The organism is Cupriavidus sp. H19C3 (assembly GCF_049393815.1).
Lineage (GTDB): Bacteria > Pseudomonadota > Gammaproteobacteria > Burkholderiales > Burkholderiaceae > Cupriavidus.
In genome coordinates this window covers 3,855,067-3,869,108 of record NZ_CP184985.1, presented here as the reverse complement: position 1 = coordinate 3,869,108, position 14,042 = coordinate 3,855,067, and the positions used below count along the sequence as shown (strand labels likewise).

Genomic DNA, 14,042 nt, shown 5'->3' with positions numbered 1-14,042 from the left:
CTAGTCATGGCCACCCTCCTTGCACCTTTCAAAAAGGTCTACGACCTGATCGACGGCTTTGTCCTGATCATGCTGACCGCCATCATGATCGCGCTCGTCGCGCCCGAGATCGGTACCGGCGACGGTCCGCTCCATCTCGGCATCGTTACCAGCATCGGCGTCGCGCTCGTCTTCTTCCTGCACGGCGCCGCGCTGTCGCGCGACAAGCTCGTGGCCGGTGCGCGTCACTGGCGCCTGCATGTGTTCGTGCAGTCGTTCACGTTCATCGTGTTTCCGATCGTCGGTGTCGTCCTGATGCTGGCGCTGCGCAACGCGCTGCCGGCCGACCTGCTGCTCGGCGTGTTCTACCTGTGCGCGCTGCCGTCGACGGTCTCCTCGTCGGTGGCCATGACCTCGATGGCGCGCGGCAACGTGCCTGGCGCCATCTTCAACGCGACCATCTCGGGTCTGATCGGCATGGCCCTCACGCCGCTGCTGATGGGCCTCGTGATCAGCGCCAGCGGCGCCTCGATGCCGCTCGGCAAGGCCCTGATGGGTGTGGCGCTGCAGCTGCTGCTGCCGTTCGCGCTCGGCCAGGCCGCGCGTCCGCTGATCGGCAGCTGGCTCGCCAGGAAGAAGCACATCACCAACAAGGTCGACCGCGGCGTGATCGTGCTGATCGTCTACTCCTCGTTCTGCGATGCGACCGCCGCCGGCCTCTGGCACCAGTACCAGTGGCAGACCATCGGCGCCGTCATGGGGCTGGCCGCCGTGCTGCTGTTCGTGGTGCTCGGCACCACCACCTTTACCGCGCGCCGCTTCGGCTTCTCGGTCGAGGACGAGATCACCGCGGTGTTCTGCGGCTCCAAGAAGAGCCTGGCCAACGGCATCCCGATGGCCAAGATCCTGTTTGCCGGCCACCCGGCACTGGGCCTGCTGGTGCTGCCGCTGATGGTTTATCACCAGCTCCAGCTGATCGTCTGCTCGGTCATCGCGTCGCGCTACGCCAGCCGCGACGACGTGGTGCAAGGCCGCTCGACGGTGCGCGCCTGAGCGCCGTCACCCGTGCAATAAAAAAGGCAGCGCGATTTTTCGCGCTGCCTTTTTTTGCCTGCCAGTAACGCCATCCCACCACCCCTGTCGGGGCAAGCGCTATACCGACGGATTCTTCGACAGCGGCGGATTCCTGGCGAAGTAGGCCTTGATGCCGCGCAGGATCGCATTGGCGAGCTGGTCCTGGTGCGCGTCGTCGTTGAGCTTGCGCTCCTCTTCGGGATTGCTGATAAACGCGGTCTCGACGAGGATGGACGGGATATCCGGCGCCTTGAGCACGGCAAACGCGGCCTGCTCCACGCTGCCCTTGTGCAGCCGGTTGATGCCGCCGATCTCCTTGAGCACCGCATTGCCGACCTGCAGGCTGTCGTTGATCTGCGCGGTGGTCGACAGGTCGAGCAGCACGCGCGCGACCTGCGCATCCTTGTTGTTCATGTTGGTGCCGCCGATCAGGTCGGCCGCGTTTTCCTTGTTGGCCAGCCAGCGCGCGGCCGAGCTCGACGCTCCGCGCTCCGACAGCGCAAACACCGAGGCGCCGCGTGCCTCCGGCGAGAGGAAGGCATCGGCGTGGATCGACACGAACAGGTCCGCCTGCACGCGGCGCGCCTTCTGCACGCGCACGTTGAGCGGCACGAAGAAATCGGCGTCGCGCGTCATCATCGCGCGCATGTTGGGCTGCGCATCGATCTTGGCACGCAGCCGCTGCGCGATCTGCAGCACCACGTTCTTCTCGTGCGAGCCCGCGGCGCCGGTGGCGCCCGGATCCTCGCCGCCATGACCGGGATCGATCGCCACCGTCAGCAGCCGGCGCATCTTGAACTGGCTCGGCGGCGGCACGTTGGTCTGCGCCATCGGCGGCGGAATGGCCGGTGCCGCCGGTGCTGCCGGCGACGACCGGGATCCGTGCTCCGAGGCCGGCGGCCGTGGCTTGACGGCGGCCATCGGCGGTGTCTGCGGCAGCGCCGTGGTGCCGCTCGGAATCTGGTCCTTGTCCTCGAGCTTGCGCACGATCGCGCCGATCGCATCTTCCTCGGCCGTGGGCGGCGCCCCGGCTATGCCCGCGCTGCCCGAGGGCGGCTCAGAGGCGGCAAAGCGGCGCTGCTTGTCCTCGGTATCGCGCACGAGCTTCCATAACGGGTCGGGCGGGTTGACCGGGTACAGGTCGAACACGAGGCGGTTGCGATAGTCGCCGATCGGCGCCAGCGTGAACACCTGCGGCGAGACGTCTTCCTTGAGGTCGAACACGAGCCGGACCACGCGCGGCCGGTTCTGGCCCACGCGCACGGTCTGGATATAGGGGTCGTTGGGCGCGATCTTGGCGACGATCTCGCGCAGCGTCGGCGACAGGTCGAGGCCATCGATATCGACCACGAGCCGATCGGGATTGCGCACCATCTGGTGGGCCGCGGCCAGCGGCGCATCGGACTCGATGGTCACGCGCGTATAGTCCTCGGCCGGCCACACCCGCACCGCGACGATGCCCGCGCCAAACGCGATCTGCGGCCCCGCCAGCGTGAGCACCACGCCGCCGGCGCCGAGCTTCAGGCACTGCGCCATCCATTTGCGGCGCGCCATCAGAACGCTGTCGGCTCCATCGGATCCAGGGAGTCCCTCGGGACGGTCGGTGGCAATTCGCTTGATCAGCATGCGGTCAGCAGGGTGAGTCCAGTGGGAGTATAGGCGCGCAAGGTAGCCAGGCGGGCATCCGCGCCATCATTGGCACCGTCTGTCGCCGCAATCGGCGCCCGGTTGTCCGATTGGAGCAACACATGCAGGTCCGGTTCCCCGAGCAGCCGGCCGGCTTTCTCGGGCCACTCCACCAGATTGAAGGCGGGCTCGGCAAAACAGTCGCGAAATCCCGCATCGATCCATTCCTCGGGATCGGCAAAGCGATAGAGATCGAAGTGGTAGACCGTGAGCGGCGAGGCATCGGCGCGGGCCACCTCGTACGGCTCGCACAGCGTGTAGGTGGGGCTGCGCACCTTGCCGGCATGGCCGAGCGCCCGCAGCACCGCGCGCGAGAGCGTGGTCTTGCCGGCGCCGAGGTCGCCGGACAGCTGCACGTGGATGGTTTGCGGCGGCAGCGTGCGTACCGCACCGGCGAGCGCCGCACCGAACCGTTCGGTGGCGGCTTCGTCGGGCAGCAGGAGAATGCGTTCTTCGAGCAGGGGCATTGCGTACAATTCGGGGATGACCGAGCGAGCCGTATCCGCGCCAGCCACAGCGCCAGCGCCCCAGCCATCCGCCGCGGGGGGGAGCCCTGCCGCGGGCGCGGGCGCGGGCGTGGGCACCAACGCCAGCACCAGCGCCAGCGCCAACACCGACACCGACACCACCGCCAGCAACTTCGCCGCGCTGGTCGCGTCGATCCGCGCGTGGGGCGCCGAGCTCGGCTTCGATGCGGTCCGCATCGCCGACGTGGACCTCGGCCATGCCGAGGCGGGGCTGCTCGCATGGCTGGCTGCCGGCCATCACGGCGACATGGATTATATGGCGAACCACGGCACGCGGCGCGCGCGGCCGGCCGAACTGGTGCCCGGCACCGTGCGCGCGATCGTCGCGCGCATGCCCTATCTGCCGGCCAGCGGCCCGGCCGACTGGCGCGCGCACGAGTTCGCGCGGCTCGACGATCCCGCCACCGCCGCCATCTCGCTCTATGCGCGTGGCCGCGATTATCACAAGGTGCTGCGCGGCCGGCTGCAGCAACTGGCATCGCGCATCGAAGGCGCGCTCGGCGCCTTCGGCTATCGCGTGTTCACCGACTCGGCGCCGGTGATGGAAGTCGCCCTGGCGAGCCAGGGCGGCCTGGGCTGGCGCGGCAAGCATACGCTGCTGCTCGATCGCGAGGGCGGCTCGATGTTCTTCCTCGGCGAGATCCTGGTCGATATCCCGCTGCCTGCCGACCCGCCCGAGACACCCCATTGCGGCCAGTGCACGCGCTGCATCGACGTCTGCCCCACCGGCGCCATCCTGGCGCCCTACCGCCTGGACGCGCGGCGTTGCATCTCGTACCTGACCATCGAGCACAAGGGCGCGATCCCAGAGCCGTTGCGCGCACCGATGGGCAATCGCGTCTACGGTTGCGACGATTGCCAGCTGGCCTGCCCGTGGAACAAGTTCGCGCATCGCGCCACGCTGCCCGATTTCGACGTGCGCAATGGTTTCGACGCGCCCGACATGGTGGCCCTGTTCCTGTGGAGTGAGGAGACCTTCAACCGGCAACTCGAGGGCAGTCCGATCCGCCGCATCGGCCACGAACGCTGGCTGCGCAACCTCGCGGTGGGCCTTGGCAACAGCCTGCGCCAGGCGTCCGCCACCCCCGGCGCAGGCGCCCAGGCGCTCGCCGCGCGCATCCGCGCCGCCCTGCGGAGCCGCCGCGACGACGCCAGCGCCCTGGTGCGCGAGCACGTGGCATGGGCCCTGGCGCAGGACACCGCTAGCTGACCAGGGCCAGCCAGAGCGGCGTGGTGACGATGGCCGCCACCGTCATGACCGAGATCGTCGCCGCCACCAGCGGCCCGTTGCCCCCCATGCGCACGGCGAGGATATAGGCGCTGGAGGCGGTCGGCATCGAGGCATAGAGCACCACGATCTGGTACTGCAGCGTGGTCAGCGGCAGGTAGCGCCCCACCAGCCAGGCAAAACACGGCATGGCGAGTAGCTTGACGCCGGTCCACCATGCCATCGGTCCGGCCGCCGCGGTGGCGCCGGCGAGCTGCAGGCCCGCGCCGACGGTCATGAGGCCGAGCGCGGTCGAGGCCGATCCCAGGCGACCGAGGATCATGCCGACCACCTCGGGCGGATGCAGCCCGAGCAGATTGGTCACCAGCCCGCCCGCGGTGGCGAGGATGAGCGGATTGCGCGCGAGTTCGCGCAGCAGGCGCGATTCGCCATGACGCGCCAGCGCCCACACCGCCACCACGTTGCAGATGGGCACGGCGCAGCCGATCACCAGCGCCATCAGCGCCAGCCCCTCGTTGCCGCCGAGGCGCGCGGCCAGCGCGAGCGCGATATACGAATTGAAGCGAAAGGCGGTCTGCAGGCCCGAGGCGAAATCGATCGGATCCGGCCGCAATACCCATTTGACGAGATAGCCGCCCGCCATGCCGAAGGCGGTAGTGGCAAGCGCCAGCCCGAGCATGGCCGAAGTCGTGGACACATCGAATCTGGCGCTGTTGGTCGATTGCAGCAGCAGGGCCGGGAACAGCACGAAGTAGACCAGGCGCTCGATGCCCGCCCAGAACGCGCGGTCGAAGGGGGAATACCGCACCAGCAGCCAGCCGATCAGGATGAGGCTGAAGTCCGGGATCAACAACAGGGCAGATGACATGGGCGTTATTGTCGTGTCGTCTCGCGCGCACGTCCAGCGCGCGTCCAGCGCACTCCGGCGCGCGTGGGGCGTCCCCGGCGCCACGCCGCAAAGTGCGGCTTAGGGCAGATCCGGATGGGGATTGTCCGTGAAATAAGGCATGATGGCCTGCCAAGTTAACATCCGCCGGTCCGGCACGCCCGTGGCAGCCATGCAGTATCCGCACTCTTCCCGTCTGCGCTCCCCTACCCTCGCACGTCTCGTTCGCCTGGCCGCCTGCGGCTGCGCGGCCGCCGTGCTGGGCCTGGCTGCGCCCGCCATGGGCGGCGAGATCGAGGGCGTGCGCTTTGACGATGCCGCGCGCCTGGGCGGCAAGGAATTGCCGCTCAATGGCACCGGCGTGCGCGCGGGCTTTGTGATCAAGGGCTATGTGGCCGCGCTGTATCTGCCCGAGCGCGCGCGCAACGCCACCGTGGTGCTCGGCACCTCGGGACCCAAGCGGCTGCAGATCCGTCCGCTGCGCGAAGTGGGACCGGACGACTTTATCAAGTCGCTCAACGACGGCATCCGCGAGAACCACAGCGAACTGCAGCGCAGGATGCTGGCGGAGCGGCTCGCGCAACTGGCCCAGACCATGAACCAGGTCGGGCCCGCGCGGCGCGGCGACATCATCAATATCGACTTCACCCCGGACCACGGCACCATCGTGGCTGTCAATGGCATTCCACGTGGCCAGCCGATTCCGGGTGAGGACTTCTACCAGGCGGTGCTACGCATCTTCCTGGGCGAACACCCCGTGGACCGCGACCTCAAACGCGGACTGCTGGGCGACTGAACGCCCGTCGCCGGTGGCAAGCCCACCGGCGACGGCGTTGGCGGCGCTTACCCGCCGGGTGCTACCGCGCCCGGCTCCCGTATCTAGACCCGGAGACACCCTCTCATGCAAGCAGGCAGAACCGCTCTCACCCTGGCCCTCGCCGGTGCCACCCTCGCCTTCGCCTCCGTCGCGCAGGCGCAAAGCAACTACCCGACCAAGCCGATCCGGCTGATCATCCCGTTCGCGCCGGGCGGCACCACCGACATCGTCGGCCGTGGCGTGGCCGACCAGATGAGCCGCATCCTCGGCCAGGCCGTGGTGGTGGAGAACCGCGCCGGTGGCGGCGGCTCGATCGGCGCCGACGCGATCGCCAAGGCCCAGCCCGACGGCTATACCATCGGCATCTCGACGGTATCGACGATGGCGGTCAATCCCGCCTGCAATCCCAAGCTCTCGTACGACCCGATCAAGGACTTCAAGCCCATCACCAACGTGGCCAACGTGGCCAACGTGATCGCAGTGAACCCGAACTTCCCGGCCAAGAACTACAAGGAGTTCATCGCGGTACTGAAGGCCAATCCGGGCAAGTATTCGTACGCGTCGTCGGGCACCTGCGGTTTTGGCCACATGCTGGGCGAGCAGTTCAAGGTGTCGACCGGTACGTTTATCGTCCATATCCCGTACCGCGGCGCAGGCCCTGCGCTGAACGACGTGCTGGCGGGCCAGGTGCCGATCATGGTGGACAACCTGCCGTCGTCGATTCCCTACATCAAGGCCGGCAAGCTGCGTCCGCTCGTGGTGGCGTGGAACAAGCGCGTGGACGGACTGCCCGATGTACCGACCTTCGGCGAGCTGGGCCTCAAGGAGCCCAACGATCCGGCCTGGTACGGCCTGGTGGCGCCGGCAGGCACGCCTGACGACATCATCAACAAGCTCAACGCGGCCGCGGTGAAGGCGCTGCAGGATCCGGGCTTCCAGCAGCGCCTGCGCGCCGCCGGGGCCGAGCCGTCGGGCAACACGCCGGCCCAGCACGCCGCCGAGATCAAGAAGGAGTTCGACAAGATGCGCAACCTGGTGAAGGTGCAGAACATCAAGCTCGAGCAATAAGCGGCAACGCGTCGTATCCGGCCTGACCGCCCTATCGGGCGGCCGGCCCCCGCGCTACGCGCGCACCCGCACCGGGCGCGCGCGTAGCGCGACAACACACCGCACAAATGCCCCAACCAGGGCACCAGTCGGGCCCGCCCGAAGCACAACCGGGGCAGTCAGGCGCGGCGGACGCGGCCGCGACGGCAATTCGGCATAGAATCCAGTTCTCCGTATCTGCCGCCAGTCCCATGCCCGCCTCACCCACTCCATCCACGCCGTTCGATGCCATCCTGCCCGCGCCGTTCGGCATGGTCGGCGTGCGCACCGAGGGCGGCGCCGTGGCCGAGCTGGTCTACCTGCCCGACAGCTTCGAGGCGAAGGCCCCGGCCGACGCACTGACGCGGCGCGTGGCCGAGCAGCTCGACGCGTACTACGCCGATCCCGATACCGTCTTCGACCTGCCGCTGGCCCCGCGCGGTACCGCGTTCCAGCGCCACGTCTGGGATCAGATCTGCGCCGTGCCGCGCGGCGGACTGGCCACCTATGGCGCCATTGCCAGGACGCTGCGCAGCGTGCCGCGCGCGGTCGGCCAGGCCTGCGGACAGAACTGGTTTCCCGTGGTCATTCCGTGTCACCGCGTGGTGTCCGCGAGCGGACTCGGCGGTTTTGCCCACCACGGCGAGGAAGGCTTCCACCTCGGCGTCAAGCGCTGGCTGCTGCGGCACGAACGCGCCATGCTGCTATGAGCGGGGCGATGGCGGACCGCACGGTCGATGCCGCCGCGGCGGCGACCGACCTCGCGCTGGCTGACCTCGCGCTGGTCGATCGTTTCTGCGACGCGCTCTGGCTCGAGGACGGCCTCTCGCGCAATACCATCGACGCGTACCGGCGCGACCTCTCGATGCTGGCGCGCTGGCTGCATGAACAGGGACATGGCGCGCTGCTCGCGGTGGACGATACCCGGCTCTCAGCCTATTTTTCCGCGCGCCATATGGAAACGCGCGCGTCGTCGGCCAATCGGCGCCTGACCGTATTCCGCCGCTTTTTCCAGTGGGCGCTGCGCGAGCACATGGTGCAGGCCGATCCGTGCCTGCTGCTGCGCCCGGCCAAGCAGCCGCCGCGCTTTCCGAAGACGCTCACCGAGGCCCAGGTGGAGGCGCTGCTCGAAGCGCCGGACACCGACACGCCGCTGGGCCTGCGCGACCGCACCATGCTCGAGCTGATGTATGCGAGCGGCCTGCGCGTGTCCGAGCTCACGCAGATGAAAACGGTCGAAATCGGCCTCAACGAGGGCGTGGCGCGCGTGGTGGGCGGCAAGGGCAACAAGGAACGCCTGGTGCCGTTTGGCGCGCAGGCTGGCGACTGGCTGCGCCGCTACCTGGCGGAATCGCGCCCGGCGCTGCTGACGGGACGCGCATGCGACGCGCTGTTCGTCACGCAGCGGGGCGAGGGCATGACGCGCCAGGCCTTCTGGCACCTCATCAAGAAACATGCGCGCGACGCCGGCATCCATGCCCCGCTGTCCCCGCACACGCTGCGGCATGCGTTTGCCACCCATCTGCTGAACCATGGCGCGGACCTGCGCGTGGTGCAGTTGCTGCTGGGCCATGCCGATATCTCGACCACGCAAATCTATACCCACGTGGCACGCGAGCGCCTGCGTGAACTCCACCTGCATCACCATCCGCGCGGCTGACCCGCACGGCCCCTGTCATGAGCAAAGGCAAACATATCTCCGAGACCCCCGCCACGCAGTTCCTGCGGCAGCACGGCGTGACCTTCGGCGAGCATCCCTACGACTACGTCGATCACGGCGGCACCGGCGAATCGGCACGCCAGCTCGGCGTACCCGAGCACGACGTGGTCAAGACCCTGGTCATGGAAGACGAGCGCGCGCAGCCGCTGATCGTGCTGATGCATGGCGACTGTTCGGTCTCGACCAAGAACCTCGCGCGGCAGATCGGCTGCAAGAGCGTGCAGCCGTGCAAGCCCGAGGTCGCGCAGCGGCACAGCGGCTTCATGGTCGGCGGCACGTCCCCGTTCGGCACGCGCAAGAAGATGCCGGTCTACGTCGAGTCGTCGGTGCTCGCGCTCGACAGGATCTATATCAACGGCGGACGCCGTGGCTACCTCGTGAGCGTGGCACCCGAAGTGCTGACCCGCCTGCTCGCCGCCCAACCGGTGCAATGCGCGCTGCCCGACTGAGGCGGCACGCTACAATCGCGCCAGCTAAAAATACCTGTCCCCTGCAATGGTCAACCTGATATTCGCTGTCGTCGCCTACCTGATCGGGTCGGTGTCCTTTGCCGTCGTGGTGAGCAAGCTGATGGGATTGCCCGATCCGCACAGCTACGGCTCGGGCAATCCCGGCGCCACCAACGTGCTGCGCACCGGCAACAAGCGCGCGGCCATCCTCACGCTGATCGGCGACGCCGCCAAGGGCTGGCTCGCGGTGTGGCTCGCGCACAGGTTCGGCCCGGCCTACGGCGTGGGCGATGCCGGCATTGCGCTGGTCGCGGTGGCGGTGTTCCTCGGCCACCTGTTTCCGGTGTTCCACCGCTTTGCCGGCGGCAAGGGCGTGGCCACCGCGGCCGGCATCCTGCTCGCGCTCGACCCCGTCCTCGGCCTGGCCACGCTGGCTACCTGGGTGATCATCGCGTTCTTCTTCCGCTATTCGTCGCTCGCGGCGCTGGTCTCGGCGATCTTCGCGCCGTTCTTCCATGTGCTGATGTCCGGCGTGGATATCATCACGGGCGCGATCTTCGTGATCAGCGTGCTGCTGGTCGTGCGCCACCGTGCCAATATCGCCAAGCTGCTGGCCGGCAAGGAAAGCCGCATCGGCGACAAGAAGAAGGCTGGCTAGCCAACCACCGGCCCGAGGCGCGCGCCGCGTGCCTCAGGCCGCCTGCGCCAGCGCGGCGAACGGAAACACCATTTCCACGCGCAGTCCGCCTTCGGGCCGGTTGAGCAGGGTCAGCCTGCCGCCGGCCTGACGCACGAGCCGGTCCACGATCGCCAGGCCGAGCCCCGAGTGGGCATTGCCGCCGCGAGCCGGATCGAGCCGGACAAACGGCAGCGTGACCCGCTCCATCGCCTCCTGCGGGAATGCCGCTGCCATGATCGTCTACGGTCAGGCACCAGCCCTCGTGCGTGCGCGCGGTGGCCACGCACACCGGTGGCGCGCCGTACGCGTACGCGTTGTCCACGAGATTGCTGACGATGCGGTCGAGCTGTGTGGCGATCATGCGGAAACCGTCGCCCGCGCCGAGCTCCAGCACCACGGTGCGGTCCTGCTCGGCCAGCGATGCGGCCAGCTCGGCGATACGCTTGTCCACCGGCACCGGCCGCGCGGTCGGCTCGCTGCTCTGCGCAAAGGTCAGAAACTGCTCGACGATGGCCGACATCGAATCGACGTCGCGCGTGACGCCGGCCGCCGCCTTCGGATCGGCCAGCATTTCGGCGCGCAGGCGCAGCCGCGCCAGCGGCGTCTTGAGGTCGTGCGCGATGCCGGCCAGCATGGTGTTGCGTTCCTGGTCGTTGCGCGCGAGGTCGGCCACCATGCGATTGAAACGCTCGATCAGCTGACGCAGCTCATGCGGCCCGCGTTCGCGCAGCGGCGACACGCTGTGCTGCCGCGACAGCCGCTCGGCCGCCTCGGCCATGTCGCGCACGGGCCGCTGGATCTGCCAGGCGACCAGCAGCGCAAACACGATGGCCACGCCCAGCACGAGCACCACGCCCGGCACCAGGCGGTTGTCGGGCGGGGGATTGTGCACCCACAGGATCGGCATGGCGATCCAGCGCGACCGGTTCGGCAGCTTGATCCACAGCCGCGGCGTGGCCTCGTCCTCGACGCGGATTTCGCTACCCGGTGGCAAGCGGCCGGCAAACTGGTCCACCAGCCGGCGCGGACGGCCGCCCTGGGGGATGGTGGAGAGCTCTTCGGCACGCGCGGCGTCGGCCACCTCGATCAGCGCGGGCAACGGCAGCGGCGGACGCGCGTCGAGCGCGCGTTCGATGCTGTGCAGCTGGAACAGCATCTGCTCGACCGAATAGTCGACCTGCTGCTGACGGCGATCCATGCGCAGGATCGCCAGCCACGAGAAATGACTGATCACCAGCACCGCCGCAATCAGCAGCGCCATGCGGCCGAACAGGGTATCGATCCTCAGCTTCATTGCGGAATGTCTTCGGCCTCGTCGGGGACGAACGTGTAGCCACGACCGCGCACGGTCTGGATATAGCGCGGGCGCTGCGCATCCTCGTCGAGCAGGCGCCGCAGGCGCCAGACCTGCACGTCGATGCCGCGGTCGCTGATGCCGCTGGCGGTGCCATACATCAGCTCGACGATACGCTCGCGCGACAGCACTTCCAGCGGATGCATCAGCAGCAGCTTGAGCAGCGCGAACTCGGTATCGCTGATGGACACGGACTGGCCGTTGCGTAACAGCGAGCGCTGGCGGAAATTCACGCGGAACGGCCCGAAGGCGATCGATTCGCGGTCCTCCGGCGCGGCCGCCGGGCGCGCCAGCTTGCGGCGCAGGACGGCGTTGATGCGTGCCAGCAGCTCGCGCGGCGAAAACGGTTTGCCCAGGTAGTCGTCGGCGCCGATCTCGAGTCCGACGATGCGGTCGATCTCGTCGCTGCGCGCGGTCAGCAGGATCACCGGGATATCGTCGTTCTTGGCGCGCAGGTTGCGCAGCGCGGTGAGGCCATCGACCTTGGGCATCATCAGGTCGAGCACGATCAGCGCGGGGCGCTCGCGTTCGAGGCGGGCCTGCAGGCCATCGCCGTCGTGCAGGACGGAAACCGCGAAACCCTGCTGGGTCAGGTACTCTCGCAACAGGTCGCGCAGTTCGGGATCGTCGTCGACGACGAGGATCTGGGTCGGCTGGTTGGTTCGCATAGGCACATGATAGTCAGGCCGGACGCGCGACAACGCGAATCGCGTCCGCCGTTTTGTTTCCGGAGGTTACACCCGGGCCGATCGTAACCCGCTGTAATAAAACGGCAAGCGCGGGAAACAGGTGCGGCAACGACGGCACATTATGCTTCGATCCAAGGCATGCGCGGCCACCGGCCATCATCGGCACCGCACGGCTTCCGCGTCGCGACGCCACCCCTCCCACCGAGCGGGCGCACAGGCAACGCGATACGGCATACTTCTGCAACTTCGCACACGTGGTCGCCCCGGAGCCTCGACAGGGCCAGCGCTGTAGGACGCTCCCGGACACTCCGATACGGCCGGTCGCCGATCGACGCCGGCTGCGGTGCGAATACCGTTGGCACGTCAATGTTTTACGTGCCGCTCCCAGGATCCCGGTCATGTCCCAACCCGAACACGGTCAAACGCCTCCCCCACCCACGCCGCCTTCGCCACCCGCATCCCAGCCACCCCGGCCCCCCCGGCAGCCTGAGGGACCGCGCGATTCCGCGCCCTCGTCGCGCCGCCGCACCTGGATCGCGGCCGCCGTGATCGTGGTGCTGGCCGGCGCTGGCTGGTACTGGTGGACTGGTCACCGGGCCGGCGCGGATATGGCAGCCGGTGGCAAGGCCGGCCCCGCCGGCGGCGCCAGCGGCGCCGGCGCGGGCCGCCGCGGCCCGGGCGGGCCCAATGCCATGCCGCGCTCGCCGGTGGTGGTAGCCACCGTGGCCCGCCGCAACATGGATGTGGTGCTCAACGGTCTCGGCAATGTCACGCCGCTGGCCAACGTGACCGTGCGCGCGCAGGTGTCGGGCCCGCTCGTCAAGGTGCTGTTCCGCGAGGGCCAGATGGTCAAGGCCGGCGACGTGCTGGCCGAGATCGACCCGCGCCCGTTCCAGGCCACGCTCGACCAGGCCGTGGGCCAGCTGGCGCGCGACCAGGCGCTGCTGCAGAACGCGCGCCTCGACCAGAAGCGCTACCGGACCCTGCTGCAGCAGGACTCGATCTCGAGCCAGCAGGTCGACACCCAGGACGCGCTGGTGCGCCAGTACGAAGGCGCGGTCAAGACCGATCAGGGCAATGTCGACAACGCCCGCATCCAGCTCGGCTACACGCGCATCGTGGCGCCGGTGTCGGGACGCATCGGCCTGCGCCAGGTCGACGCCGGCAATATCGTGAATACCGGCGACACCAACGGCATCGCGCTGATCACGCAGATCCAGCCGATCACCGTGCTGTACACCATTCCCGAGGACAACCTGCCGCAGGTGCTCAAGCGACTCAACGCCGGCGAGAAGATCCCCGTGCAGGCATGGGACCGGCAGGCCCGCAACCGCCTGGCGGAAGGCATCCTGCTGACCACCGACAACCAGATCGACGTGACGACCGGCACCGTCAAGCTCAAGGCCGAGTTTGCCAACAAGGACGGCATGCTGTTCCCGAACCAGTTCGTCAATGTGCGCACGCGCATCGATACGCTCGAGGATGCCACCGTGATTCCCGTCGCGGCCATCCAGCGCGGCCAGCAGGGTACCTTCGTCTACGTGGTCGACGACAACGGCACGGTGCGCGTGCAGACCGTGATGCTGGGCCCGAGCGACGGCAGCCATACCGCCGTGACCAAGGGACTGGAGCCAGGCCAGCGCGTGGTGGTCGACGGCGCGGACCGGCTCAAGGAAGGCATGACCGTCGAGGCGGTGGACCCGGCCGCGCGCGCCGCGCAGCTGGTGCCGGCCAGCCAGCCGCGCGCGCGCGGGCGGCGCCACGGCGAGGGCGGCGGCAACTGGGGGAGGGGCCAGCGGGGCCCATGGCGGCCCGCGCGGCAGCGCCGGTAGCGGTGGCGCCAGTGCGCCCGCGGCCGAGGCGCGGCG

At 68.6% G+C, this 14,042-nt stretch carries 13 protein-coding genes and 1 pseudogene; 9 read left to right on the top strand and 5 right to left on the bottom strand.

Features of this window, described 5'->3' with window-relative positions:
- Window positions 1–6 precede the first annotated feature (6 nt).
- Window positions 7–1,032 (top strand): bile acid:sodium symporter family protein, encoded by a 1,026-nt coding sequence (locus tag DFLDMN_RS17880; RefSeq protein WP_423196203.1) that lies wholly within the window; start codon window positions 7–9, stop codon window positions 1,030–1,032.
- 99 nt (window positions 1,033–1,131) lie between these two features.
- Here DFLDMN_RS17880 and DFLDMN_RS17875 read toward each other — a convergent pair whose 3' ends face one another.
- Window positions 1,132–2,679 carry an N-acetylmuramoyl-L-alanine amidase gene (locus DFLDMN_RS17875; protein ID WP_423196202.1) on the bottom strand — a complete coding sequence of 516 codons (1,548 nt, stop codon included), beginning with the start codon at window positions 2,677–2,679 and terminating at the stop codon, window positions 1,132–1,134.
- On the bottom strand, window positions 2,673–3,206 hold the full coding sequence (tsaE, locus tag DFLDMN_RS17870; protein ID WP_423196201.1) for a tRNA (adenosine(37)-N6)-threonylcarbamoyltransferase complex ATPase subunit type 1 TsaE: 534 nt from the start codon (window positions 3,204–3,206) through the stop codon (window positions 2,673–2,675). Before tsaE ends, DFLDMN_RS17875 begins: the two co-directional genes overlap by 7 nt.
- 16 nt (window positions 3,207–3,222) lie before the next feature.
- Between tsaE and queG the strand changes: the two genes are divergently transcribed.
- Window positions 3,223–4,476 carry a tRNA epoxyqueuosine(34) reductase QueG gene (gene queG / locus DFLDMN_RS17865; RefSeq protein ID WP_423196200.1) on the top strand — a complete coding sequence of 418 codons (1,254 nt, stop codon included), beginning with the start codon at window positions 3,223–3,225 and terminating at the stop codon, window positions 4,474–4,476.
- On the opposite strand, the gene DFLDMN_RS17860 is transcribed toward queG, so the two are convergent.
- Window positions 4,469–5,362 carry an AEC family transporter gene (locus DFLDMN_RS17860; RefSeq protein ID WP_423196199.1) on the bottom strand — a complete coding sequence of 298 codons (894 nt, stop codon included), beginning with the start codon at window positions 5,360–5,362 and terminating at the stop codon, window positions 4,469–4,471. The genes queG and DFLDMN_RS17860 overlap by 8 nt on opposite strands.
- A gap of 190 nt (window positions 5,363–5,552) precedes the next feature.
- Between DFLDMN_RS17860 and DFLDMN_RS17855 the strand changes: the two genes are divergently transcribed.
- The 6 genes from DFLDMN_RS17855 to plsY all read left to right on the top strand — a co-directional run bounded on the left by DFLDMN_RS17855 (window position 5,553) and on the right by plsY (window position 10,110).
- On the top strand, window positions 5,553–6,176 hold the full coding sequence (locus DFLDMN_RS17855) for a chalcone isomerase family protein (RefSeq protein ID WP_423198461.1): 624 nt from the start codon (window positions 5,553–5,555) through the stop codon (window positions 6,174–6,176).
- A 105-nt stretch (window positions 6,177–6,281) separates the two neighbouring features.
- Window positions 6,282–7,265 carry a tripartite tricarboxylate transporter substrate binding protein BugE gene (locus DFLDMN_RS17850; protein ID WP_423196198.1) on the top strand — a complete coding sequence of 328 codons (984 nt, stop codon included), beginning with the start codon at window positions 6,282–6,284 and terminating at the stop codon, window positions 7,263–7,265.
- 230 nt (window positions 7,266–7,495) lie between these two features.
- On the top strand, window positions 7,496–7,993 hold the full coding sequence (locus DFLDMN_RS17845) for a methylated-DNA--[protein]-cysteine S-methyltransferase (RefSeq protein ID WP_423196197.1): 498 nt from the start codon (window positions 7,496–7,498) through the stop codon (window positions 7,991–7,993).
- Window positions 7,994–8,001: 8 nt separating this feature from the next.
- Window positions 8,002–8,943 (top strand): site-specific tyrosine recombinase XerD, encoded by a 942-nt coding sequence (xerD, locus tag DFLDMN_RS17840; RefSeq protein WP_423196196.1) that lies wholly within the window; start codon window positions 8,002–8,004, stop codon window positions 8,941–8,943.
- Window positions 8,944–8,960: 17 nt separating this feature from the next.
- The gene (locus DFLDMN_RS17835; RefSeq protein ID WP_423196195.1) at window positions 8,961–9,452 is read left to right on the top strand and encodes an aminoacyl-tRNA deacylase; all 492 of its coding nucleotides are present in this window, start codon (window positions 8,961–8,963) and stop codon (window positions 9,450–9,452) included.
- 46 nt (window positions 9,453–9,498) lie between these two features.
- Complete coding sequence (gene plsY, locus DFLDMN_RS17830; protein WP_423196194.1) at window positions 9,499–10,110, top strand: glycerol-3-phosphate 1-O-acyltransferase PlsY; 612 nt, start codon at window positions 9,499–9,501, stop codon at window positions 10,108–10,110.
- A 33-nt stretch (window positions 10,111–10,143) separates the two neighbouring features.
- Here plsY and DFLDMN_RS17825 read toward each other — a convergent pair.
- Both DFLDMN_RS17825 and DFLDMN_RS17820 read right to left on the bottom strand, forming a co-directional pair.
- Window positions 10,144–11,425: pseudogene (locus tag DFLDMN_RS17825) on the bottom strand (ATP-binding protein).
- Window positions 11,422–12,153, bottom strand: coding sequence for a response regulator (locus tag DFLDMN_RS17820; protein ID WP_423196193.1), 732 nt, complete (start codon window positions 12,151–12,153; stop codon window positions 11,422–11,424). The pseudogene DFLDMN_RS17825 and the gene DFLDMN_RS17820 overlap by 4 nt, the downstream one beginning before the upstream one ends.
- A gap of 419 nt (window positions 12,154–12,572) precedes the next feature.
- On the opposite strand from DFLDMN_RS17820, the gene DFLDMN_RS17815 reads away from it, so the two are divergent.
- Complete coding sequence (locus DFLDMN_RS17815) at window positions 12,573–14,006, top strand: MdtA/MuxA family multidrug efflux RND transporter periplasmic adaptor subunit (protein WP_423196192.1); 1,434 nt, start codon at window positions 12,573–12,575, stop codon at window positions 14,004–14,006.
- The last annotated feature ends 36 nt before the right edge of the window (window positions 14,007–14,042 follow it).